This window comes from Paenibacillus sp. FSL R5-0810, from assembly GCF_038002285.1.
Taxonomy (GTDB): Bacteria; Bacillota; Bacilli; order Paenibacillales; family Paenibacillaceae; genus Paenibacillus_AQ; species Paenibacillus_AQ lactis.
Window position 1 is genome coordinate 4,867,261 of sequence record NZ_JBBOCF010000001.1, and the last position, 21,375, is coordinate 4,888,635.

The window sequence follows — 21,375 nt, forward strand, 5'->3', positions numbered from 1 at the left end:
TTACTCCGTGGGATTTTCGCTTAGTCGGCTGCCTTGATTGTGTATTTACTAATGGCTTTATCTTTCAGTTTGTTGTAATGCTCCGTATTTTCACCAAGGTATTCAACATCTCCTAATTGTTGTGGAGAAATTGAATTACTCGTGAAGTTCGAAACTTTACCCGGTTTATCAACATTAAATTTGCCCTGGTAAGATCCATTAACAGCATATGTGTTATCACCGGTTTTGCGCAAAAACAGTAAATATTGATTGGAATCGTTCATTTTGACGTATCCTTCCAGGTTGTGGTATACACCATCTTCAATACGCCCATCCTCCATTACGGTGATTGTAGATTGTTTAAAGATGTTACCCTTAAAAACTTTGTCAATCTGAAAAGGCGTTTTATCAAGCTTGTCAATTATCGCTCCAGTATCTGTTTTAACTTGATAGGTGCCTTGTTGCCCTACTGCATGTCCAATTACGATTATTTCCGAGTAGTTCTCTAAAGTGCTAAACTCTTCAAAGAAAGGTATTTTAGCGTGGGTCGTAGCTATTTGATAGGTGCCTTCCTTCAGTTGTTTTGTGCCTGCAACCTGACTGGTATCTCCACCAGTTTGTATCATTCCAAATCCGATCGATGAGACGATTGCCAAAGAGGCAATGATATAAATAGCTTTTTTCACGTGATTCCCCCTTAGTATTTGTAAAAGATATTTACGTAGTCGAGAACGAAATCCACTATTAAATGTTGCGTATTTGTATTAATCCAATTTTTAACAAATATATATCCCCAGGAACTTCCGGCAGCTCCCTCAATCAGAATGTATATTTAGCGTATAACTATCCATTGTGCGGCCATCAACGCCCAATGCTTCAATCGATATATGATCATGCAGTGCTTGATTTCCTACCTTCCATTCCAATGACCAGCCATCGGAACCATCGGCATCATAACCTATTATTTTACGTTCCTTCCCTGTCTCGGTACCTGTAGGAGCAATCCAGAACAGAACCGTATTCGTATGCTCCGCTTCCACCTTAAATGTCACGGTTTCCGTGTTTTCCGGGACGACGAACCAGTTGTCCCGTTCCTCTAGGGTTGTAGATACATTTGTAATTTTGGCTTGGGGCAGCTGTCCAGGCTGTTCTTCTTGATCTTCAGGTAGAGGATTCTCCGCCTGCTGTGGAGAACACGATCCTAAAACAAAGGTGCAGCAAAGAAGTACAGCAGCAGTCATCCATTTGATCACTTTCAAGAACCATTCACCTCACAGTTATACGAAAATCTTACTCCCACGCTTATAAGATCACCACAAAGAAAGGGAGCCGAATGTTGATCGGCCCCCTAGTTTCTTCATCTTGTTTTTCGAATCTGCAGCATGGAGTTGCCATTGATCATAAATTCATAGGACACCTGTTTCTCGGTCACTTCGAGACCTTCAGCTTCCAGATCTTGAATCAGTCGCTCCAGATGCTCATATCGGTTCCCCGACAAATCGGTTAGCGGAAAAATACGTACTTCCTCCGAAGCAACCCGAAGCAGCTCTCGAATCGTGTTCAGGTGAAAGTCATAGTCCAAACGGTCGCTGTACATAAACAGAAAATGAGCGGATAACACCAGATCGAACTGTTCTTCGCAAAATGGCAGCTCCGGCAGCACTGCAGCCACATACCGCTCCGGATGTGCTCTCATATCCGAAACACAGTCCTGGAGGGCTTGATGGCGATGACGGCTGACGCCCGCAACATCCCCGTAAAAGTCCCATATAAAGTTTCGCTTCGTCTGCTCCATGGATTCCATTGCGTGCGCGGTATCCTCCAAGCCCTTCCGCTCCAGATCCTCGATCCGATGATCGTAAGCGATGTCGCTTGCGGTGACATCCAATCCGGCCGCTGCGGCATGCGCCGTAAAAGAGCACGCTCCGGCGGGGCAATCTAATATTTTCTTGCCTGCCAGCTCCCCTGCCTGCAGATCAAACATCCGCATGTACTCCTCATAGGTACGACCGATAAACACCACCCGGTTCAATTCCAGCTTCGTCTTCCCTTGCCTCTTCTCGTCTCTTCTCATCTCATCTCACCTCAGCTATGATCTTGGTGCGGATTCCGGCCATCCAAGCGTCATCTCCGCAAACCTATATTACCATATGATGGAATGCATGGATATTAGTCATTTTCCGATCCGTGCAGGTGCCCGTGTACTTGCCTCTTCTCTATCATCCCTTCTCCATTCGTTTTCGGCCCTCCCCTGTTTAAGCTATACTCTTTTTATGTACGTATTCAATTTGAAAAAAGCCATATAAGGAGGATCATACGTATGCTGCCTTACCCTGCTCCCACGACAAGAGAGGAAAAAATGAAATTGGTTGCCCAAATCAAGGATCGGCTGCTTCAGCTTCATGGCGATGCCATTCTGGCGATCGGCCTGTACGGCTCGCTTGCCCAAGGGATCGACGGGCCCTACTCCGATATCGAGCTTCGGGTGATTACGAAGGATGGCTTCTCTCTTCCCGGGCATGAATTTATATATCCTCCATTCAAAATCGAAATCGGAATGAAGCAAAAACGCGAAGCCATGCGCTCCGCTGCGACCGTTGACGATTCCTGGGCCATTAAGGCAGGCGCATATGCTCATTTGCAAGCAATCTATGATCCGGACCGGCTGCTCGATGAGATTCGCACACGGCCGATGCAAATTTCAGATGAAGCGATTCGGGCCGTGATGAGAGATTTTATGATTTGGGAGCCTTACGAAACGATGGGCAAAATCCGCAACAATAAACAGGCAGGCAATAACGGCTACCTGCCCCTCGGTGCCAAGGATCTGGCGTGGCAGAGCGCCAAGCTGATCGGGCTCGCCAACAAAACCTTCTATACTACCCGAGCCAGAACCTATGAGGAATCGCTTCAAATGCCATCTCGCCCATCGGGCTATGATGAGCTTATCGAATTGGTGACACGGGGACAGCTTCATGATTCGGAGCTTATATATGAGCGCTGCGAGCATTTGTGGACCGGACTAAACGAATGGTATGCGGAGATGGGCATCGAGTATAAGTTGGACAAGCTTCCTTTTTGATAATCGCTCCAAGCATGAATTTCTCACAGGCAGCTATTTGTACACCGTGCGCATTGCTCTCTATGCGTACGGTGCAAAAAAGCATAGGCTAAAAAAACAGCTGCCCCTCAAGTTTTTGTACTTGGGGGGCAGCTTGTTACTTTGGTAAGTTGTTCTTTTAAAGGGATACGGTTATAAGCTATGATAGGAACAACATACTCTCTTCCCAGAATCACCGCTCGTTCGATGTACGGCAGCTCAGCACGACGTACACCACAATGACCATAGAGAGATTATCAACCATATTGAACAAAGGATTGTCGTCATGTTAGCAGCAATTACGGCACTAGTGCTTTTTATAATCGTGATGGTCGCAGTCAGCTTTTATTTTTATCACGTCGCCATCGCCCGCGCAGATAAGGAATTTCTAGCAGAGAATCCGGACCTGGCAGCCAATGCGGATGTCGAGAACCCTTTTGCGGACAGCAAAGACTGGTGGAGCGCGCAAAGCTTCGAGAATTGGAGTCTTATCGCGGACGATGGCCTGAAGCTTCATGCCTATTATTTGCCGGCAAAAAAGGCCACTAACCAAACGGTTCTCCTTGCGCACGGCTATGCCGGACGCTCCGAGCAAATGAGCAGCTTCGCTCAAATGTACTATGAGGATTTAGGCTTTAATGTCCTTCTGCCTGATGCCCGGGGCCATGGCTTGAGCGAAGGTGATTATATCGGCTTCGGATGGCCGGAGCGCAAGGATGTGGTGAAGTGGATTCATATGATCGTTGAACATACGGGAGAAGAAGCGCAGCTCGTCCTGCACGGCGTATCCATGGGCGCCGCAACCGTCATGATGGCCAGCGGCGAGAAGCTGCCTCCCCAGGTGAAGGCCATCGTAGCGGATTGCGGGTATACCTCGGTGGCGGATGAGCTGGCGTATCAGCTGAAGCGCATGTATAAGCTCCCCTCGTTCCCGATCCTTCCATCCACAAGTCTGCTCACTAAGCTGCGCGCAGGCTATTCGTTCAAAGAGGCTTCGGCTTTGGAGCAGGTGAAGAAATCCAAAACCCCCATTCTGTTCATCCACGGCGGCGGCGATTTGTTTGTCCCGACAGAAATGGTCTACAGGCTGTACGAGAACGGGCCTGCGGAAAAACGACTGTTTGTCGTTCCCGGTGCCGGCCATGGCCTGGCTCGTCAGTTCGATCCCGAAGGCTATGACGGGGAAGTGACGGAGTTTATCGGGGCGTATGTCCGTGAGGAGAATAAAAGAGCGGCCATGGTACGCTAAAAATCCTAGTTTAACCAAGCAGCAAGAAGCCGCGCCCAAGGCGCGGTTTCTTCTCGTATCATGCTATTCATAATGATGACCCGGTCTTTTCCCCTCGCTCAGCAAACCGTCGATCCGCTCGATCAATGCCGGAAGATCGCGCATCGTATCGATCGTAAAATCCGCCCCGTGCCGAATAAACGTCTGCCGGGTCCTTGAGATGGCTTCCGCCCGTTCCGATTCGGACAAGGATTCGAATTCCTCATGGGACAGTCCCATTTCCGAGCTGCCCACAGCAACGCCTACCGACCACACCCCGGCATTTACGCCTTCTTTAATATCAGACGCGGTATCCCCGACCTTCACGACCTTCCAGGCAGCCGACAGCTTCAGATGCTCCATGTTCCGGTAGATCATATACGGATAGGGGCGTCCACATGAATGCGTATCATCCGGCGTGAAGAACACATCGGGGCGATACCCCTTGCGCTCGGCATTCGATACGACCACCTCCATCATCCCGGCCGTATAGCCGGTTGTAGAGCCAATCCTCAGCCCCCGGCCGCGAAGCTCTTTCACCGTCTCGATCACTCCAGGAATAGGGTCGGTGTATGTGGACAACGATGCCATGAGCGCAGGCTCGAATTCGCCGTACAGCCGCTCCACATCATCTTCATTGAAGGCCCTTCCGTACTTCTCCTCCCACAGTCCCGACACACGCGGCATAGACAGCATTGCGCGGATGTGATCGATTTTCAGCATGCCCATCGGCGCTCTGGCTTCCTCCATCGTTACATCGATGCCGGCATTCCGGAATATATCCACGAACACATTCACCGGTGCGAAGCAGCCGAAGTCCACAGCCGTCCCAGCCCAGTCGAGAATTACGCCTTCGATCTTGTTCATTGTGCCATCACTCCCATATATTCTTCGATAATTTCGCATAACCGCTCGATATCCTGCTCATAGATCTCTCCGATGTTCCCGATGCGGAACGTGTCCACCTCCGTCAGCTTGCCCGGGTAGATGACATAGCCCCTGTCCTTGATGTACGCGTAAAATTGCTCGAAGCTGAACCGGTCGCTTGGAAAAACAAATGTAGTAATAATGGGAGATTGAACAGGCTCGGCGATATAAGCGCGGATTCCGATTCTCGCCATTCGCTCTCGCAGCAGCCGGTTATTGTTCCGGTAGCGCTCGAATCTTGCAGATACTCCGCCTTCTTCCATGAGTTCATCCAGCGCCTTGGAAAAAGCGGCTACGACATGGGTGGGCGACGTATAACGCCATTTGCCGTCCTTGTCCATTCCCCTCCACTGATCATACAGATCCAGGGACAAGCTGCGCGCGATGCCTTGGCAAGCCGCCAGCCGCTCGATGTTGGCAATGACAAACCCGAAGCCCGGAACGCCCTGGATGCACTTGTTCGCACTGCTGATCAAATAGTCGATGCCAAGCCCTGCCACGTCGATCTCGATGCCGCCAAAGCTGCTCATCGCATCGATGATCAGGGTTTTTCCGTATTCCCGGGACAGCCCCGAAATCATGTCCAGCGGATTAAGAATCCCGGTTGTCGTCTCGCAATGCACCATCGCGATATGGGTGATGCGCTGATCCTCATTCAGGATAGTGCGAAGCTCCTCCTCCTTCGGGTGCACATCATAACCCGTTCTGTAAGCGGCGTACTGGAGTCCAATGTACTCGGCCATTTGGATGATTCGTTCACCGTATGCGCCGTTGGACACGATCAGCACTTTATCCTTATCGGAAATGGCGGAGGTCATGACCGATTCGACCGCAAACGTGCCGCTGCCCTGCATCAGCACGGCCGTATAGCGGGAGGCTTCCGCTCCGGCCAGGTCCAGAAGCTGTGATCTGATTTTTTGCGTAATCGATTTATATTCATCGTCCCAAGTACAGCGGTCGAAGAGCATCTCCTCTTTTACCGTTTGAGTCGTGGTCAGCGGTCCCGGTGTCAATAGCTTATAGCTGTTCATGATTTCCCATCACTCCTATGAAGTAAAGTTCCATTATTTCGATCCGTTAAAAAATTGCTGATGCTCCTCCAGCAGCTCGACGGTCAGCGGCTTCTCAAAAGTCATCGCATGCGCCGGCTTGTTCGCCTCGTCGACCGTTTCGCCCTTATAGAGCGCAACCGGATAGTTCACGATCAAATCTTTTCGCGCATCCTTGATGATGGTCTCCGCCATCTTCATCGCAAGGTCCGTATTCCCGTTCTCCTTATTCACCACGGCAATCGATTCCGTCAGCGAGAAATTGCCTTCCATCGGATCGATATAATCGATCGGAGCACCGGATGCCTTGGCCGCTACCGCTTGATGGCGAAGACCGAAGCCTGCTGCGGCTTCCCCTGCCTGAACCTTCTTGATCGGTCCCGAGCCGGAGCTCTCCAGATGCGGACCGACATTCGCGATCAGATCACGGAGCACCCGCTGCCCCGCTTCTTGTCCATACTGGTTGATAATCGCTTGAACGAGCAGCCAACCGGTGGAGGAATCCATAATATTCGGAATCGATACCAGTCCCTTATATTCCGGTTTGGTCAGCTCCGTAATGGAAGTCGGCATGGGCAGTCCCTTCTCCTTCAGCACCTCGGTGTTCACGAAGATCGCTCCGGTGTTGGCGAGAATCGGCGTGTAGTATGCGGGATATGAGTCGATGGCGCCCGTTTCGAAGGTCAGGTCCTTGAACATCGAATGCTTTGTCTGCGAGCTTTCGATAAAATACGAGCTCATGGTGACCAAATCGGCCTCGATATCGCCTCCCTCCGCCATCAGCTTGCCCCCAAGCTCCGATGTCCCCATCGATTGCATGATATACTGCCCGTCGTATCCGGCGTTTTTGAGAGAGGCTTCCATCGCCGCAACAGCTTCTTCATCCCCGTTGGTGTAGATTACAACCTTCTTCGCTTCCCCCGACGTGCCGCTGCCGCAGCCGGCCAGCGCAAACACCATGCTGATTGCAAACAATGACAGCAGCATTCCCTTAAGCGTCTTCATCATGATTAACTCCACTCCTTGTATACTTTTTATATTTTGAAATACGATCCGGCAGCGAAGCGGACTCAACAGTGGCAACTTCAGCGCTGCGCCGTTCTCCTCTGCAATGCATCGCACACCAGCTTGATGACCAAATTCGTAAAGAAGATCAGCATCGACAGCACGAAAATTTCATTGAATTTGGCGAAGTGCTGCAGCTCCTTGATTTTGCTGGCAACGAGCGACGTTTGAGCCGAGACGAGAAAAATAATCCCGCTGACCGTCACCATGGCGTTGATGAAGAAGTAACTAAGCATCTCGATGACCGTCGACACAGAGTTCGGCACAATGACCCGCCACACCGTCTTGATCCAGCTGTCTCCGAGCAGCTCCGCGGTCGTCTCCCAAGCCGGGTTCATTTTCGACAGGGAGTTCTTGGCCATCAGGTATGGCGTCGTGAAGAAATGAACGATGTTGCACAGGACGATAATCGTGAACGTCCCCTTCAACGTGCTGCCGTTAAACAGCAGCAGATAGGAGATCCCGAGCACCATGCCGGGCACCGTGTTGGTGATCATCGAGATCACATCCGTGCCGGACCGGGCTTTCAGCGAAGTGCGCGTATTCAGCAGCGCGGATAAGTAAGCCGTCAACGTTCCGAACACTGCCGTCAATAGCGCAACCCAGAGCGAGTTGCGATACACTCCGGTCAAATCTCCGGATTGCAGCACGTCCCTCACATGCTTGAGGGTGAACGTCAAGTCATATGGGTAGCTGCCGAGCCAAGGCGCTATGAACATCACCGCAAATACGGACAGCATCCCCAGCACAATGGCCGATGAACCGACGCCGAACAAAATATCACGAGTCCGGTGCTGCGGCAGCTCGGTATCGGACAGCTTGTCATAATGAAAGTTCAACCTCTCCAGAACGCGCAGCAGCCAGATGCCGAATACCGCCGGGACCAGCATCAGCACCGCGATGACCGCGCCCTGATTGAAATCGGGGATCGATCCAAGCATGACCTGGTAGAGCTGCGTAGCCACCACCGGGTAGGTGCCCCCGACCGAGGCGGGGATGCCGAAATCGGTAAAGCTTAAGATAAAGGACAGCACGAACGCGCCGCCTAGGGCGCCGGCCAAAGGCCGCAGGATCGTATTCAGGAAGCTTCTGAGCGTGCCGTCGCCCATGAGCTTTGAGACGATGATGAATTTTTTGTCCATGTATTGAAAAGCGTTATGGATCAGCAGAAACACCGGCGGCAACGTGTAAATGACATAGCCGATCAACAGGCCGTTAAAGCCGTATATCTCAAACCAGCTGCGCCCGGTAATCCGGGTGATCAGACCCTGATTGCCGAACGAATACATAATGGCGAACCCGTATGTGATCGTTGGCAGCAGCATCGGGACGATGATGGCGGTTTTTAGCGCGCCTTTGAGCGGGCGGTAGATTTTCGTGCAATGAATGGAATACGCAAGGATGAAGCCCAGCACTGTTGTGATGGCAGCCGTCATGGCCGATACCTTCAGGCTGTTCCCGATCGACGCCGCCATTTCGGGGCTCGATATCACCGAAGCATAATGACCGAGGGTAAAGCCCTGGTCGGATTCCAGCGAGCGCACGAGCAAAATCAAGAGCGGCAAGAACAGAAACACAGCGAATAGCAGCAGGATGACGGTAAAGATCACCCGCATTTCCGGTTTGGCGTTAGGCATACTGCTCACCGAACAGGTTGTAAATGTTTTGGCGCTTGATGTGCAGCTGCTTGATAATGAACTCCCGCACGAACTCGTTCTCCGGTTGATGGACAATCTCCTGAGGCGTCCCGAACTGCGCCACCTTCCCCTGATGGATGATGAGGATTTTGTCCGAAAGCGTAAGCGCCTCCTCCGGGTCATGCGTGACAATAATAGTTGTCAGCTTGAATTCCCTCGCAATCGATTTGATCCGCTGCTTGATCGACTCCTTAATGACGCCGTCCAAGGCGCTGAGCGGCTCATCCAGCAAAAGAATCCTCGGCTTCGTCACCAGCGTCCTAGCGAGTGCCACCCTCTGCTTCTGCCCGCCGGACAGCTCGCCGATCCGCTTCTTCAAATGCGGCTGGAGCTCAAGAAAATCGATATACTCATGAACCTCCTGCGGGCTGGCAGCCCCCTTCTTATTGCGCAAGCCATAGACGATGTTCTCGTAGGCATTCAGATTGGGAAACAACGCGTAATCCTGAAAAACAATGTTGAATCCCCGCTTCTTCATCGGCACGCGGCTCAGGTCCTGATCGTGGAATAAAATCTTGCCCTGGTCGACTTTCGTCAGACCGAGGATCATATTCAGCAGCGTCGTCTTCCCGCTTCCGCTCGGACCGAGCAGGGAGACGATCTCTCCCGTGCCGATCTCCACGCTGATATCGTCCAAAACCGCTTTATTGTCGAAATGTTTGCTTACATGCTGGAGTTTCAGCAAACCGGTCACCTCCCTTAAACACACCCCCAGTATAGAAATCCTATGTAAACAGGAATCATGCGAACTGTTAAATTCACGTAAATTATGCATAAATCATTACTAAATCTATACCATGTTATGGTCATATTCACCCTTAATGAATGCCTAACTTATGAACAATGTGGGATACTCTATTGAATAAGCAGGGGAAAATCGGTAAACTGGACATGAAAAAACGAGGCTTCGGCTAATGCTGATGGGATGGGTGAGGGGCATGTTTCCGCTGGAGAGGCAACAGAAAATCATTGAACTGCTGACAATTCGAAAAGTCATGAAGATCACGGAGCTGACCGATGAGCTGAAGATTTCTGTAGATACGCTGCGCCGGGACCTGAATATTCTGACCGACCAAGGGCGGATCGAGAAAATATACGGCGGCGTGAAGCTTGCGGAGTCCCGGTTCGGCGAATCCTCCATGGATGAGCGCATGGTCAGCCATCTGGAGGAGAAAGACCGGATCGCCCGCAGGTGCAGCGAATTTGTCGCAGAAGGCGACTGTATCTATATCGACAGCGGCTCGACGACCTACCAGATCGCCAAGTACGTGAAACTCCGGAAGAAGCTCACTGTCGTAACGAATTCGCTTCCGGTTGCGATGGAGCTGATGGACAGCGACGTGGAGCTGATCATGATCGGAGGAAAAATACGGCGCGAGGAGCAGTCGGTCGTTGCGTATGAGTATATCTTTAATTTTCACGAGCTAAATGTGCAGAAAGCCTTCATATGCTGCAGCGGCATTACGATCGAGCGGGGCATCTCCGATTACAATCTAGAGGAAGCCATTACCCGCAAAAAGATGATCGAGCTGTCCAAGGAGGTCTACGTGATGGCCGACAACACCAAATTCGGCAAGGACGTGACCGTGTCGATTGCTTCGCTCGACAAAATCGATTGTATCGTGACCGACTCCAACGTGAATCGAGGCTTTATTCCCAAATTCAAGAAGACGGGGACTGAGCTTGTTATCGCTGAGATGTAATCATAGCAAAGGGACATTTCTACTTCGGGATCTTGAGGGATCCATCCGGAGGAAGTGTCCTTTTTCGGTATGCATGGGCATGAAGCAGAATCGGCATTGGAGCAAAATGAGCGAATGATCGATCCATCGTACTGTAGTTGTACTACTAAATGGAAGTCAATATAATGGTAAGAAGATCAGGATGTTTTTTCTAAGTGAATACAACACTATGCAGATAGGGGAGGAAATCGGGTTATGAACGTTGGATCAGCTCGGGCGGCCGCAGCGGATTGGGTGCTGCAGCATGCAGGCAGCGAGCCCGGCTTTATGGGGGCCTACTTTAGCGGCTCAACGGTAGGAAAGCCGGACGATGCCGAGATCGCGCCATCCTCCGATATCGACGTTGTGGTCGTTACCGATCGCGCAGAGCCTCCGATGAAGCCTGGAAAGTTTCGTTACCAGGACGCCTTGATTGAGGTCACTTATTTGTCGTGGCAGGACCTTGCTTCGCCCGAGCGGGTGCTATCCTCTCATCATTTGGCCGGCAGCTTTCGCGTGGACACACTGATTGCCGATCCATCCGGACAGCTTCGCAAGCTGCAGGCTGCCGTTGCCCGTCAATTCGCTGACCGGGCCTGGGTCATGCGCCGCTGCGAAAGTGTCCGGGAGCGCATCATAACAGGTCTTCGCTCCATCCAGAAGGACGCACCTTGGCACCAGCAGGTAACCTCCTGGCTGTTTCCCACCGGGATTACGACGCATTTGCTGCTGGTTGCCGACCTTCGTAATCCAACTGTTCGGCTCAGGTATTTGGCGGCCCGCGATGTGCTGATAGCATATGGTTATGATGAGGTGTACAGCGAGCTGCTGGAGCTGCTGGGCTGTCAGCTGATGACTCAAAATCAAGCTTTGGGGCATCTTGAGGGTCTAGCCCGCACCTTTGATGCAGCCAGCGCTGTTGCCAAGACGCCCTTCTTCTTCAGCAGCGATATTACGCCGGAGGCCAGGCCGATTGCCATCGACGGCAGCCGGGAGCTGATCGCCCGGGGGAACCACCGGGAGGCCGTCTTCTGGATGGTCGCCACGTACGCCCGCTGCCATGCCATCCTGGCAGCTGATGCAACCCCGGAGTTGCAGCAGGAGTACCGGCCGGCCTTTGATTCGCTCCTTGCCGACCTCGGCATCACCGGCAGGGATGACCTGTTCAGCAGAGCGGAATTAGCCTTGCAATACTTGCCGAAGCTGTGGAAGGTTACGGAGGATATTCTTGCTGTTAACCCGAATGTGAAAGATGGAGACAGCCCTGCTCCGGCTTAACGCCTTTCTAACAGGGAGGAAGTAGATTGATCACTTTAATTGACGCCGCGATTTCTCGCTTATCGTGGGGGCCGTATATGCGCTGACAGTCTTCAGGCGAAAATCGCTGCATCTGTTATTACTCGGCAGCCAGAGCACATTGTTCGGGATCGAACTACTCCTGCTGTACCATATTACGCAAATGGGGGCCGACAGCATTGTGCTGCTCGGAGTGTTCCTCATGATCTTCGGCTTCGTTCTTAGCGTCGCAGCCGTTTTTCGACGGGAAGCATAAAAAAAGGAGAATCGCAGCCGAAACGGCAGCGTTTCTCCTTTTTGCCATGCTCCTCCTCACGGGATCGGCAGATAGAATCGCTGCTCTTCCCCGGCTTGGGCGAATCCGACCGATTGATAGAGCGACAAGGCCGAGGCATTCGCCGCTTTCACTACCAGCTCCGCCGATTCCGAGCCGTGTTCACGTAAGTACATCATCGCCCGGCTTAACAAGTACTTGGCAAGCCCTTGCCGGCGCCAAGGCTCACGGACGAACACGTCCTCAATGACGCCCTCGCCTTCCTCCTGCCATGCCATGACACTGGCTGCAATCTGTCCTCCCTCAGCGGCGATGATTGCCGTCCAATTCTTTTTCGCCTTGTATTCCCGGAGCCGGTTCAAGCCAAGCGGTGCATCCGGCCATACCTCGGCCTCCAGCTTCAGATACCTCGCTTCCTCCCGCTCGGTCTGCATGTCCCATAACTGACAGCTAAAGTTCTCATCAATCGCAAATGAAGGGATCGGCTCGTTCAAGGAGCGGACCATGGAGTACAGGTTCTCCAGCGGCCTAAATCCTTTTTCCTCTGTGAAAAAAGCCGTATTCCTCTCCTCATGGGCAAAATTACCGACACACAAATAAGTGCCGTGATGACCGGGCAGCGTCTCGTTCAGCTCGAGCGCCCGGGCGTAGAGACGTTGGTACAATTCCTCCAGCAGCTCAGCATCCCGCTCCCGTTCGGGGATGGTTTTCAAATTTACGTAAATATGGTGCTTGCAGTTTTCCGTGCAATCCTCCGGAAGCACATTGATGACAGCCACCTGTCCTTTGGCAACCATCTTCCCCTCTTCAAATGCGCAGAAGACGTTCGTCCAGTTGTCTTCATCGCCCACCCACCAGAACAGCCCGTCCCCTTGGCGCACGGCCTCGTATAACGCTCCGAGCAAAGGCATGTCGTCCTGCCGGAAGTTTCGTATGATTCGTATATTCAAGCTTCGCTTCCTCCTTTTGCCTTCATTGTACGATGGTCCTGCGGCCTGACCTATATAAAAAATGGCTAAAGTCAAACAAGGCGAAGTGCCGATGCCCTGAATGCCGAGGTGCAGTTCCACTGCCGTAATCTGTTCGAGCTAAAACTCTCCCCGAACGCCTACGATTTCGTGTACGACTGCGGCTGCTTTCATCATATTGCTCCGCACCGGAGAATCAGCTACCTGCAAATGCTGAACACCTGCTTAAAGCCCGGCGGCTTCTTCGGCCTTGTCTGTTTTGCCGCAGGCGGCATGGGGGCAGAGATGTCGGATTGGGACGTATACCGGGAGCGAAGCCTGAAAGGAGGCCTCGGGTACACGGAGGAGAAGCTGCGGGATATTTTCAAATCCTTCGAGTCAGTCGAGTTCCGGCGAATGCGGAGCATGGAGCAGCCCGGCCCGCTGTTTGGGGAGTCTTTCCTGTGGACGGCCCTGTTCCGGAAGCGGTAGAGTCCGAAAACATGCATGCGTTTCAGCCAATCCCGGCTGAAATGGTCCACAATGTAAGTTGGGTCGACAGCCATCCAAGCATGCACCTGACCACGTACCATTCACAGAAGAAGCAGAGCGGACGATGTTCGATAAGCTTTAAGCCTATGGTCTTATTACAATCAATTAAGAACCTATACCCACCATTCCCGAGTTTCCGGTATACTGGCATCAAACAACCATGATGTAATCGAGGTGAGCATGAAATGCTGGAGCGTTCGATGGAGAATGTGATGGGATATTTCGCGAAAGGAGTTGATGCTTAACGAATATAAACGAAAAGAGGACGATGAACATGAACAGAAACGGCACGATCATGAGCGGTGGATTTGCATTGAACTATACAGTCCGCGGGCAAGGTCAACCCATTCTTGCCGTAGGAAGCAGTGTGTATTATCCGCGCTTGTTTTCGGAGCATTTTTATACAGCATTCCAATTGATTGCCCTTGACCACAGGGGGTTTGTGAAGCCGCCGCGGCCTCTTCAGCCGGAAGATTATACGCTGGACCGCATCGTGGAGGATATCGAGGCTGCGAGGCAAGCACTGGGCTTGGAGGATTTTGTGCTCATGGGCCATTCCGGGCATGCGTTCATGGCAGCGGCCTACGCCCGCCGTTATCCTGAAGCTGTCCGCAAGCTTGTTCTGCTGAACACCGCGCCGACCAACAGCCCGCAGCGGCAGCAGCAGAGCCTGGCCTTCTTCCAGGATACCGCCAGTCCGGAGCGTAAACGGCAATTCGAGCAGGACATCGCCCTGCTTGAGGGAGATCTCGCGAAGGAGCCTGAGAGACGGTTTGTGCATATATGTATCCGCATGGGCGCGCACAGCTTTCATGATTATACCTTTGACGCCTCGCCAATGTGGGACGGAGTCTACACCAATATGCCCGTCATCGATGATTTATGGGGCAGGACCTTCGCTGAGCAAAATCTGATTCCGCTGCTGGCGGAGCTGCGCACCCCCGTATTCCTCGGACTCGGACGGTATGACTACCTAGTCGGTCCGGTATCGCTGTGGGATCCCGTAGATGAACGGTATGGCCATGTACGCAAGGTTGTTTTTGAAGCCAGCGGCCATAATCCGATGCTGGAGGAGCCTGAAGCATTCGTCTCGGCGCTTTCCGGTTGGATACATGAGTGAACGGATGAACGGATGAAGAAAGCCTGCGCTGTCTGAAGCCTCCTTCGCTCGGGTAAATTTTAAAATAGCAGGGACCCCCGTTTGATATGCTCCCCTTACGGCAGACAGGTGAAATAACAAAAGCTTGGATGCCGTAGGGGGAGATTTTTATTAGTGCTGATCTTAAGCTCCATGCAGTAAAGCAAGCAAAATTAAACAGCCTTAATCCGATGGAATTCCAGGACCAAGGCCGCTTAATTGATAATTTTATTTTTGAATTGTCTACTTGATGGGGTGCAGTTTATTTATTTTCCGCAAGACTTTCCCACGGCAAGCTTGTGTAGGAAGGGAGATCGACGGCCCAATTCACGTCGGTGAATCTTTTGTCTACCACCGTACGCTTTAAGGTCAATTCAGATAAGTTAGGGTCCACTCCTGCTACGACAAAATCCATTATCCACTCTGCTGTTCCGTCCTCGTTCGCGCTGCCGGATCCCTCAATTTCAACCGGATATTCTTCACCATTGCTGTCCAAAGCGATCCATTGGTCTCTAGTGACGTTATTTGTATAACGGCCTTTGGCATGAAGCCGCAGAACGTTGCCGTTGGATTTCACCGCATCCTTCTCCATACTCGAGCCCGTGATCGTAATTTGGTCTCCCTCATGTTCGAAGACAACGGGGGTTTGTTCCAGCTTTTCCATATGGATGTGAACAGCAGCTTCATTCTTAACAGGCAGGCTGTATCCGTCCAATACGAATCGTATATTCTTGGTCTCGGGCGGAACAGTGCCTGTATACCATGTTTCAGACCAAGGTAATGTGCCGTTGTCCTCATTGACAGTGGGCAGCCCCTGGATTTTGACAGAGTGTCTTCCGATCCCATCCCCAAAGCGCAATATCTTCTGCGGTTGATCCGTTTCAAGATGGTACCAAATGTGGAGATCGTCTCCCCAGTCGGCAGTTGCCTTGCTGGCAAGCATATCCTTTAGCTTAAAGCCCATATCCAAACGAATGCCGTTCGGGGTACGGATCATCTGTTCCATACTGACCACAAGCCCCTCCGGGGTTGTATACTTCGCATCCAGTATATCCCGGTGTTCGAATTGCTTGGATTTTTTCATATCAATCTGAAATTGGAAGTCCCAATCGACCTCGACTTGCTTGCGCTCAAAACGCCCCGTCTCCTGATTGTCCACTGACTCTCTGATGTATTCAGGATTTCCCGTTACGAGAATCCGGTCAGGTACGGTTTGATCAAAAATAAACACATATTCCTCCAGACCGTCCATCATATTAATTCCTCTTGCGAGCGAAGCGATCACATTGCCTTCAAGATCGGTCACCTGCAGGCCGCCGTCTTCCAAGGGACTCTGCAGCTCTTTGCCATCAGGTCCAGTCTGTTTGGCGGTAATGACAATTCGGGAGCTGTCCACCATGACATTCACAATTTCAAAGCTGTAGCCTTTGTCTTCTACCTTGATCTTAGGCGTTTGCACCAGGCCAAGCGGCTTGGATTTTTTATAATCTTCAAGCCAGCTCAAGTCGCTCATTTCTGTCCAAGCTTTTAATTCCGGAGGCAAACTTTCTTCTATAGTCTGCGGTTGCGGACTGAAGATGCTCGAGACCTGGCGTATCAGGTCAGGCTGCTTCCAGGCCAGCAGGGAACCGCCCATCACAATCAGCGAGACTGCTGCGGCAGCGGTGATCATCCGTCTTCTCTGCTTGGCTCGTTTCCAACGTTGATGACTTCCCTGTTTGCTGTAATCCATCTCGACCTCTTCTAAGCTTTGCATGACCTTTTGTGTGAAATCGGTATCGGTGCCCTGGCTGAACAACATATGCTCCCACATTGGATCTTCCTCATTTGATTTTAGCTTCAAGCAGGATCCCTCCTTTGCGCTCGATTCTTGCTTTTAGCATTTTCTTGCCGCGGTATAAGGCATTTTTCACTTGAGAGGTGCTCATATTGGCAATGTCCGCTATTTCCTCATAGCTTAACTCATTGGTATATTTCAGCAGGAGGACAAGACGATATTGCTCAGGGAGCTCATCTAATTGTTGGTGGATTTCCCGCTTCATCTCCTGGTGCAGCAATTGCTGCTCGGGCGTTTTTTCGTCAGGCGATACGGCTTCAGGCGTATCTGACGTCAGAACGGGCTTCTTTTTCCGCTGGTGGTCTCTCATCAAATTCACGGCGATGGTATACATCCATGAGAAAAAGCTGCTGCCTTGGCGATGGCTTGGCAAGTTGCGGTATATCCGAATAAAGGTCTCCTGGGCCAAGTCCTGCGCATCCTGATGGCTGGCGCCCATTCCGTAGAAAATTCCGTATATTTTGTTCTTATACCGGTCAACCAACACAGCGAACAGCTGCTTGTCCCCGTTGATAATCCGTTCTATCAGTTCCGCATCCTGCGGCGGTTGAGTCATGTTATTCCTCCTAACTTTCAGAGCCCATGCATGGTCTGTACTCTATAGACGTAAACGGTGGATGAATTTCTCACCCCAAAACAAAAAACCCGCAAGATGATCTTGCGAGGTCTTTGTTAAAAACATAGAATGTCGGAAGATTGTACAGGTTGTCGCTTGGATCACCATCGGCGCTGGGGCAGGTGCTCGCCACCACCCGTACACGGAAATACATCCAGGAATCTGCGCGGTCTAATAGCACCTGAATCAATTTGAGGCTGTCGATGTTAAGGGAAAGCTTGCAGCACCAAGGCATTGTTTAAACGGCTTTGTGCGAAGCGGTTAGAAAATACAACGCATACAAGGCGCAGATGCCGGCAATGAAGCCATATCCGCCAAACACATCGAATTTCGACGAAAAGTATCCGAAGCCTAAGCCGATTGCAATTAGTACCGCCTTCTCCCCCAACGACTGGAATGATCCCATCGTCGCCCGCATTCGGGAGTCTGCCCGGTGTTGGAGATATCCTGCGGCTAATGGCTCGATGAGGCCAGCGAACAGGGATATGACAAACAATGCCGCTATCGAGCGGCTATCCCGCATGGCGGCAAGCCAGAAGAAGCAGGTAGCCAGCACGACGGTAACCAGGGTTAAGAGCAGCCTGTAGCTGAACCGCTCCTTCAGCGCGAATGCCAGCAAGTTGCCCGGAAGCCTGAGCAGAAAGATGCCTGCGGAGAACAGGCCGAAATACAGCACGGGAATCTCCACACGCTCTAAATATGTCTGCCAGAACTCATCGATGAAATTGACGGCTGCCCCTGTGACCATGCCGGACAGCATTACCAATAGCAGCCCCCGGTTCTCCCTGAACAGTCTCCATGATGCGGTAAGGTACACGCGGATTGGAATCGGACTTTCCTCCCCGTCCCCGGACGACCCCGCTTCCGTCAGCGTCAAGGTCAAGCCGAGGCAGACCAGCATGCTGATTAGCGACAGCGCGTAGTTGAATTCGTAAGGCAGACGGCTTGCCAGCAGACTGCCGCACAGCGCCGCCAGCACCGTTGATGCTATATCCACCGCGTTCAAGCGGCCGAGCCACTTCTCGAAGGAGCGCTCCCGCCCTCGTTCTCGCAGCGACTCATACAGCAGCGCCTGCTCGGCCCCGCTGCTGGCCGCGCCGCCAATTGCCGCCACAACGACAACGAGCGCAAAATGCCAAAATGCCTCGGCGAACAGGAGCAGCAGAAACTCCGCGCAGCCCATGAGCGCGGAGACCAGCATCATGGTCTTCCGCCCCCAGCGGTCGGCCATCATGCCGCTAGGCACTTCCAGCAGCACGATTGTAACGGCATAAATAATCTCCGCATACACGACCATCGGAATCGTCATGCCTCGATCTTCCCAGTACAATCGTTCGATGACGTACGCGGGAATGAGACTGTAGAAGAAGCGGATCGCCAGCAGCTTCCACACATTTATATTTATCGAATGGTTCATTATCGGCTCCCTCTCTTATCGGACTGTCTTATTTCAAATCCGGATACAGAGGGGGGACCTCGTGCACGAAGTACGGCGAGGGATTAGCAGGGCGGTCGGGCTTGATTCATTCAGCGGCCTCCTCTTCGCTTGATAAACTTGCTTATATTATGCTCGCTTGCCTCTTTCGTTAACGCTATTATAACGGATATTGTCCGTCCCCGGGAATCCTTCTTTCCGGGCGCTGACTCTTGCGGGCAGTCATCGACCGACCCGCTTGGGTAGCTCTCTCCTTCTTCAACATTTCGGTAAACTACCGGATGTTCTTGGCCCGGATTTCCGGCTTTTGGACGCAGCCGACCCGATCAACATCATACAGCAACCAAGACCCCTTATCCCTAAAAAGGGTCATTGCAGATCAGCCCCACCCAAGCGGCTCATCTCCTCCTCGATCCGGCTCGGATCAATGCGCTCAAACAGCTTCGCCAACTGGCATACCGTCCGATTTACGGGTACATGGCACCGAGACCAGCCCGGCTCATCCAACGCAAGAAAGTCCCGTATCCGATCACAGGCGAACGGAATAAAAGGCTGCAGAAGATTCGCAAGGTTAGCGATGATTTGCACACAGGTATGCAGTGTGTGACCGCAAGCCTCCGGGTCATTCTTGATTTGAAGCCATGGCTTCCGCTCATCATAAAATTTGTTAGCCTGGCGCACGATCCGAAAGACGGAGGCTAAGGCTTCCTTCAAACGACCTTGTTCGATGAGCGTTCCGGTATCGACATACGATTGCTCGATGATCCTCCGCCAATCCTCTTCTAAATTCCCTTCAGGAATCTTGCCGCCAAACGATTTTTCGATAAAAACCAGCGTCCGATTCACCAAATTCCCGAAAGCCCCGAGCAGCTCACCATTATGCCTGTTAATAAAATCGAGCCAAGAGAAATCCGTATCCCGATGCTCAGGTCCGTTGGCGATCAGGAAGTAGCGGATCGAATCCGGCTGATAGCGGCTAAGAAGGTCCGGCACCCAGATCGCCCAGTTTCGGCTTGTCGAAAATTTTCTCCCTTCCAAGGTCATATATTCGCAGGACAAGATCCGATCCGGCAGATGCAGTCCGCCTACCCCTTTAAGAATCGCCGGCCAAATCAACGTATGGAACGGAATATTATCCTTACCGTGAACGTAGTAGGCGGTAATGTCGCCATCTTCCTGCCAAAAGGACTCCCAATCTCCGCCCGTTTCCGCGGCCCATTGCCTGCTTGCCGATAAATATCCGCTAACCGCCTCGATCCAGACATAGATTTTCTTCCCTTCAAGCCCCGGAACCGGGACGTCGATCCCCCAGTCCAAATCCCTTGTAGCCGCCCGGTCCCGCAAGCCCTCCTCCAGATATCGCCGGCTCTGCAGCACCGCATTCTCCCGCCAGCCCTCAGCTTCCTTCACGTATTGCGCGAGATCTTCCTGAAACTTGGACAACGGTACATAAAAATGCTCCGTGGGGCGTTCTACCGGAGGGTTGCCGCAAATTTTGCAGGCTACGTTCGTCAGGTCCGAAGGGTCCAAAATAGCGGAGCATACGTCACATTGGTCGCCGCGAGCCCGGCTTCCGCATATCGGGCAGTCCCCTTCCACATAACGGTCCGGCAAAAACCGGTGGTCGGTCTCGCAATACGCTTGCCGGATCGTTTTCCGGTATAAATGCCCGTTCTCCTGAAGCTTTAAAAACAGCTCCTGTACAATACGGTGATGGAAGGGTTGGTCTGTACGGGTGTACAGATCGTAGGTAAACCCAAGCCGCCGGAAGCATTCCGAAAATTCTTGATGGTACCGGTCCGCAATATCCCGCGGAGCAATCCCCTCGGCAGTGGCCTGAACCTCCACCGGCGTTCCGTGGCAATCGCTGCCGGATACATACAGCACCCGCTCGCCTTTAGCCCGAAAATAACGAGCCAATACATCGCCAGGGAGCAGACTCGCCAGCCTCCCCAAATGGAGCGATCCATTCGCGTAAGGCCACGCGCCCCCGATAAAAATGTTGGTCATCATATAATCCCTCCTTTTTTTCACAAACAAAAAAAGCCCTCATCCCAAAGGGACGAGAGCTTGTGCTCACGTGGTACCACCCAATTTCACGAATGCCTCACAGCATTCACCTCTTCGGGTACGGCGCATTCCATGCACGTATACCCTAGCACAGTAACGGGTGCAGGTTCCGGCGCAGCCTACGGCTTGGATCAGCTTCGGTGCGCAGCTCAGAGGCCATATTCCCTTAGGCTCATTCCTTACCCCTTCTCACCTGCCGGGGCTCTCTGGTCAAGGACCTTACCTAGGTACTCTTCTCATCATCGCTTGTCATTGGCATATTCAAGTTATTGGAAATCATACCTGATCATAACTCCCGAAGTCAAGGGGCGACCTGTTACGTAAGAAAAAATGCAAAGCCGCTTAGCATCTAATCTCACATAAGCGCCAAAGATTTTTGTAAAGCGAGTGTCGCTTCTCCATATG

At 52.0% G+C, this 21,375-nt stretch carries 19 protein-coding genes and 1 pseudogene; 7 read left to right on the forward strand and 13 right to left on the reverse strand.

What is annotated here, in order from left to right:
• Positions 1-20: 20 nt before the first annotated feature.
• The 3 genes from MKX76_RS21565 to MKX76_RS21575 all read right to left on the reverse strand — a co-directional run bounded on the left by MKX76_RS21565 (position 21) and on the right by MKX76_RS21575 (position 2,053).
• A complete protein-coding gene (locus MKX76_RS21565) occupies positions 21-665 on the reverse strand; it encodes a hypothetical protein (protein ID WP_007132921.1) in 645 nt (214 codons plus the stop codon).
• Positions 666-794: 129 nt separating this feature from the next.
• A complete protein-coding gene (locus MKX76_RS21570; protein ID WP_373872013.1) occupies positions 795-1,232 on the reverse strand; it encodes a hypothetical protein in 438 nt (145 codons plus the stop codon).
• A gap of 104 nt (positions 1,233-1,336) precedes the next feature.
• A complete protein-coding gene (locus tag MKX76_RS21575; protein WP_213613351.1) occupies positions 1,337-2,053 on the reverse strand; it encodes an SAM-dependent methyltransferase in 717 nt (238 codons plus the stop codon).
• Positions 2,054-2,338: 285 nt separating this feature from the next.
• Here MKX76_RS21575 and MKX76_RS21580 point away from each other — a divergent pair, with 285 nt between their 5' ends.
• Together MKX76_RS21580 and MKX76_RS21585 are read left to right on the forward strand one after the other, a co-directional pair.
• The gene (locus tag MKX76_RS21580) at positions 2,339-3,061 is read left to right on the forward strand and encodes a kanamycin nucleotidyltransferase C-terminal domain-containing protein (protein WP_244152802.1); all 723 of its coding nucleotides are present in this window, start codon (positions 2,339-2,341) and stop codon (positions 3,059-3,061) included.
• 304 nt (positions 3,062-3,365) lie between these two features.
• Positions 3,366-4,328, forward strand: coding sequence for an alpha/beta hydrolase (locus MKX76_RS21585; RefSeq protein WP_007132925.1), 963 nt, complete (start codon positions 3,366-3,368; stop codon positions 4,326-4,328).
• Positions 4,329-4,391: 63 nt separating this feature from the next.
• Here MKX76_RS21585 and phnX read toward each other — a convergent pair whose 3' ends face one another.
• The 5 genes from phnX to MKX76_RS21610 all read right to left on the reverse strand — a co-directional run bounded on the left by phnX (position 4,392) and on the right by MKX76_RS21610 (position 9,769).
• Positions 4,392-5,213 carry a phosphonoacetaldehyde hydrolase gene (phnX, locus tag MKX76_RS21590; RefSeq protein ID WP_007132926.1) on the reverse strand — a complete coding sequence of 274 codons (822 nt, stop codon included), beginning with the start codon at positions 5,211-5,213 and terminating at the stop codon, positions 4,392-4,394.
• On the reverse strand, positions 5,210-6,304 hold the full coding sequence (gene phnW, locus MKX76_RS21595; protein WP_007132927.1) for a 2-aminoethylphosphonate--pyruvate transaminase: 1,095 nt from the start codon (positions 6,302-6,304) through the stop codon (positions 5,210-5,212). The genes phnX and phnW overlap by 4 nt, the downstream gene beginning before the upstream one ends.
• 33 nt (positions 6,305-6,337) lie before the next feature.
• Positions 6,338-7,330, reverse strand: a complete 993-nt coding sequence (locus tag MKX76_RS21600) for an extracellular solute-binding protein (RefSeq protein WP_007132928.1) — start codon at positions 7,328-7,330, stop codon at positions 6,338-6,340.
• 77 nt (positions 7,331-7,407) lie between these two features.
• Positions 7,408-9,024: an ABC transporter permease subunit gene (locus tag MKX76_RS21605; protein WP_007132930.1), complete on the reverse strand. Its 1,617-nt coding sequence runs from the start codon at positions 9,022-9,024 to the stop codon at positions 7,408-7,410.
• Complete coding sequence (locus MKX76_RS21610; RefSeq protein WP_007132931.1) at positions 9,017-9,769, reverse strand: ABC transporter ATP-binding protein; 753 nt, start codon at positions 9,767-9,769, stop codon at positions 9,017-9,019. Before MKX76_RS21610 ends, MKX76_RS21605 begins: the two co-directional genes overlap by 8 nt.
• A 229-nt stretch (positions 9,770-9,998) precedes the next feature.
• Here MKX76_RS21610 and MKX76_RS21615 point away from each other — a divergent pair, with 229 nt between their 5' ends.
• The 3 genes from MKX76_RS21615 (at position 9,999) to MKX76_RS21625 (ending at position 12,357) form a co-directional block, all read left to right on the forward strand.
• The gene (locus MKX76_RS21615; protein WP_341034607.1) at positions 9,999-10,787 is read left to right on the forward strand and encodes a DeoR/GlpR family DNA-binding transcription regulator; all 789 of its coding nucleotides are present in this window, start codon (positions 9,999-10,001) and stop codon (positions 10,785-10,787) included.
• 234 nt (positions 10,788-11,021) lie between these two features.
• On the forward strand, positions 11,022-12,083 hold the full coding sequence (locus MKX76_RS21620; RefSeq protein WP_007132933.1) for a hypothetical protein: 1,062 nt from the start codon (positions 11,022-11,024) through the stop codon (positions 12,081-12,083).
• 64 nt (positions 12,084-12,147) lie between these two features.
• A complete protein-coding gene (locus MKX76_RS21625) occupies positions 12,148-12,357 on the forward strand; it encodes a hypothetical protein (protein WP_341034608.1) in 210 nt (69 codons plus the stop codon).
• Between the two features lie 56 nt (positions 12,358-12,413).
• On the opposite strand, the gene MKX76_RS21630 is transcribed toward MKX76_RS21625, so the two are convergent.
• Entirely contained in the window at positions 12,414-13,325 is a 912-nt protein-coding gene (locus tag MKX76_RS21630) for a GNAT family N-acetyltransferase (protein WP_144870742.1), read from the reverse strand.
• Positions 13,326-13,412: 87 nt separating this feature from the next.
• Here MKX76_RS21630 and MKX76_RS21635 point away from each other — a divergent pair.
• Positions 13,413-13,814: pseudogene (locus tag MKX76_RS21635) on the forward strand (class I SAM-dependent methyltransferase); the annotation flags it as partial.
• Positions 13,815-14,148: 334 nt separating this feature from the next.
• Complete coding sequence (locus tag MKX76_RS21640; protein WP_251536223.1) at positions 14,149-14,994, forward strand: alpha/beta fold hydrolase; 846 nt, start codon at positions 14,149-14,151, stop codon at positions 14,992-14,994.
• Between the two features lie 280 nt (positions 14,995-15,274).
• Here the strand turns inward: MKX76_RS21640 and MKX76_RS21645 are convergent, their stop codons facing one another.
• The 4 genes from MKX76_RS21645 to metG form a co-directional block, all read right to left on the reverse strand.
• Positions 15,275-16,855, reverse strand: a complete 1,581-nt coding sequence (locus MKX76_RS21645) for a DUF4179 domain-containing protein (protein ID WP_251536225.1) — start codon at positions 16,853-16,855, stop codon at positions 15,275-15,277.
• Positions 16,836-17,405: an RNA polymerase sigma factor gene (locus MKX76_RS21650; protein ID WP_028406749.1), complete on the reverse strand. Its 570-nt coding sequence runs from the start codon at positions 17,403-17,405 to the stop codon at positions 16,836-16,838. The genes MKX76_RS21645 and MKX76_RS21650 overlap by 20 nt, the downstream gene beginning before the upstream one ends.
• Positions 17,406-17,703: 298 nt before the next feature.
• On the reverse strand, positions 17,704-18,882 hold the full coding sequence (locus MKX76_RS21655; protein WP_251536227.1) for an MFS transporter: 1,179 nt from the start codon (positions 18,880-18,882) through the stop codon (positions 17,704-17,706).
• 387 nt (positions 18,883-19,269) lie between these two features.
• Complete coding sequence (gene metG / locus MKX76_RS21660) at positions 19,270-20,910, reverse strand: methionine--tRNA ligase (protein ID WP_040740348.1); 1,641 nt, start codon at positions 20,908-20,910, stop codon at positions 19,270-19,272.
• Positions 20,911-21,375: the final 465 nt, after the last annotated feature.

Coding starts and splice junctions, on each gene's coding strand:
- MKX76_RS21600 (WP_007132928.1), bottom strand. CDS start 7,330: ATGATGAAGACGCTTAAGGGAATGCTGCTGTCATTGTTTGCAATCAGC.
- phnX (WP_007132926.1), bottom strand. CDS start 5,213: ATGAACAAGATCGAAGGCGTAATTCTCGACTGGGCTGGGACGGCTGTG.
- MKX76_RS21620 (WP_007132933.1), top strand. CDS start 11,022: ATGAACGTTGGATCAGCTCGGGCGGCCGCAGCGGATTGGGTGCTGCAG.
- MKX76_RS21605 (WP_007132930.1), bottom strand. CDS start 9,024: ATGCCTAACGCCAAACCGGAAATGCGGGTGATCTTTACCGTCATCCTG.
- MKX76_RS21655 (WP_251536227.1), bottom strand. CDS start 18,882: ATGAACCATTCGATAAATATAAATGTGTGGAAGCTGCTGGCGATCCGC.
- MKX76_RS21575 (WP_213613351.1), bottom strand. CDS start 2,053: ATGAGAAGAGACGAGAAGAGGCAAGGGAAGACGAAGCTGGAATTGAAC.
- MKX76_RS21585 (WP_007132925.1), top strand. CDS start 3,366: ATGTTAGCAGCAATTACGGCACTAGTGCTTTTTATAATCGTGATGGTC.
- metG (WP_040740348.1), bottom strand. CDS start 20,910: ATGACCAACATTTTTATCGGGGGCGCGTGGCCTTACGCGAATGGATCG.
- MKX76_RS21640 (WP_251536223.1), top strand. CDS start 14,149: ATGAACAGAAACGGCACGATCATGAGCGGTGGATTTGCATTGAACTAT.
- MKX76_RS21615 (WP_341034607.1), top strand. CDS start 9,999: ATGCTGATGGGATGGGTGAGGGGCATGTTTCCGCTGGAGAGGCAACAG.
- MKX76_RS21650 (WP_028406749.1), bottom strand. CDS start 17,405: ATGACTCAACCGCCGCAGGATGCGGAACTGATAGAACGGATTATCAAC.
- phnW (WP_007132927.1), bottom strand. CDS start 6,304: ATGAACAGCTATAAGCTATTGACACCGGGACCGCTGACCACGACTCAA.
- MKX76_RS21580 (WP_244152802.1), top strand. CDS start 2,339: ATGAAATTGGTTGCCCAAATCAAGGATCGGCTGCTTCAGCTTCATGGC.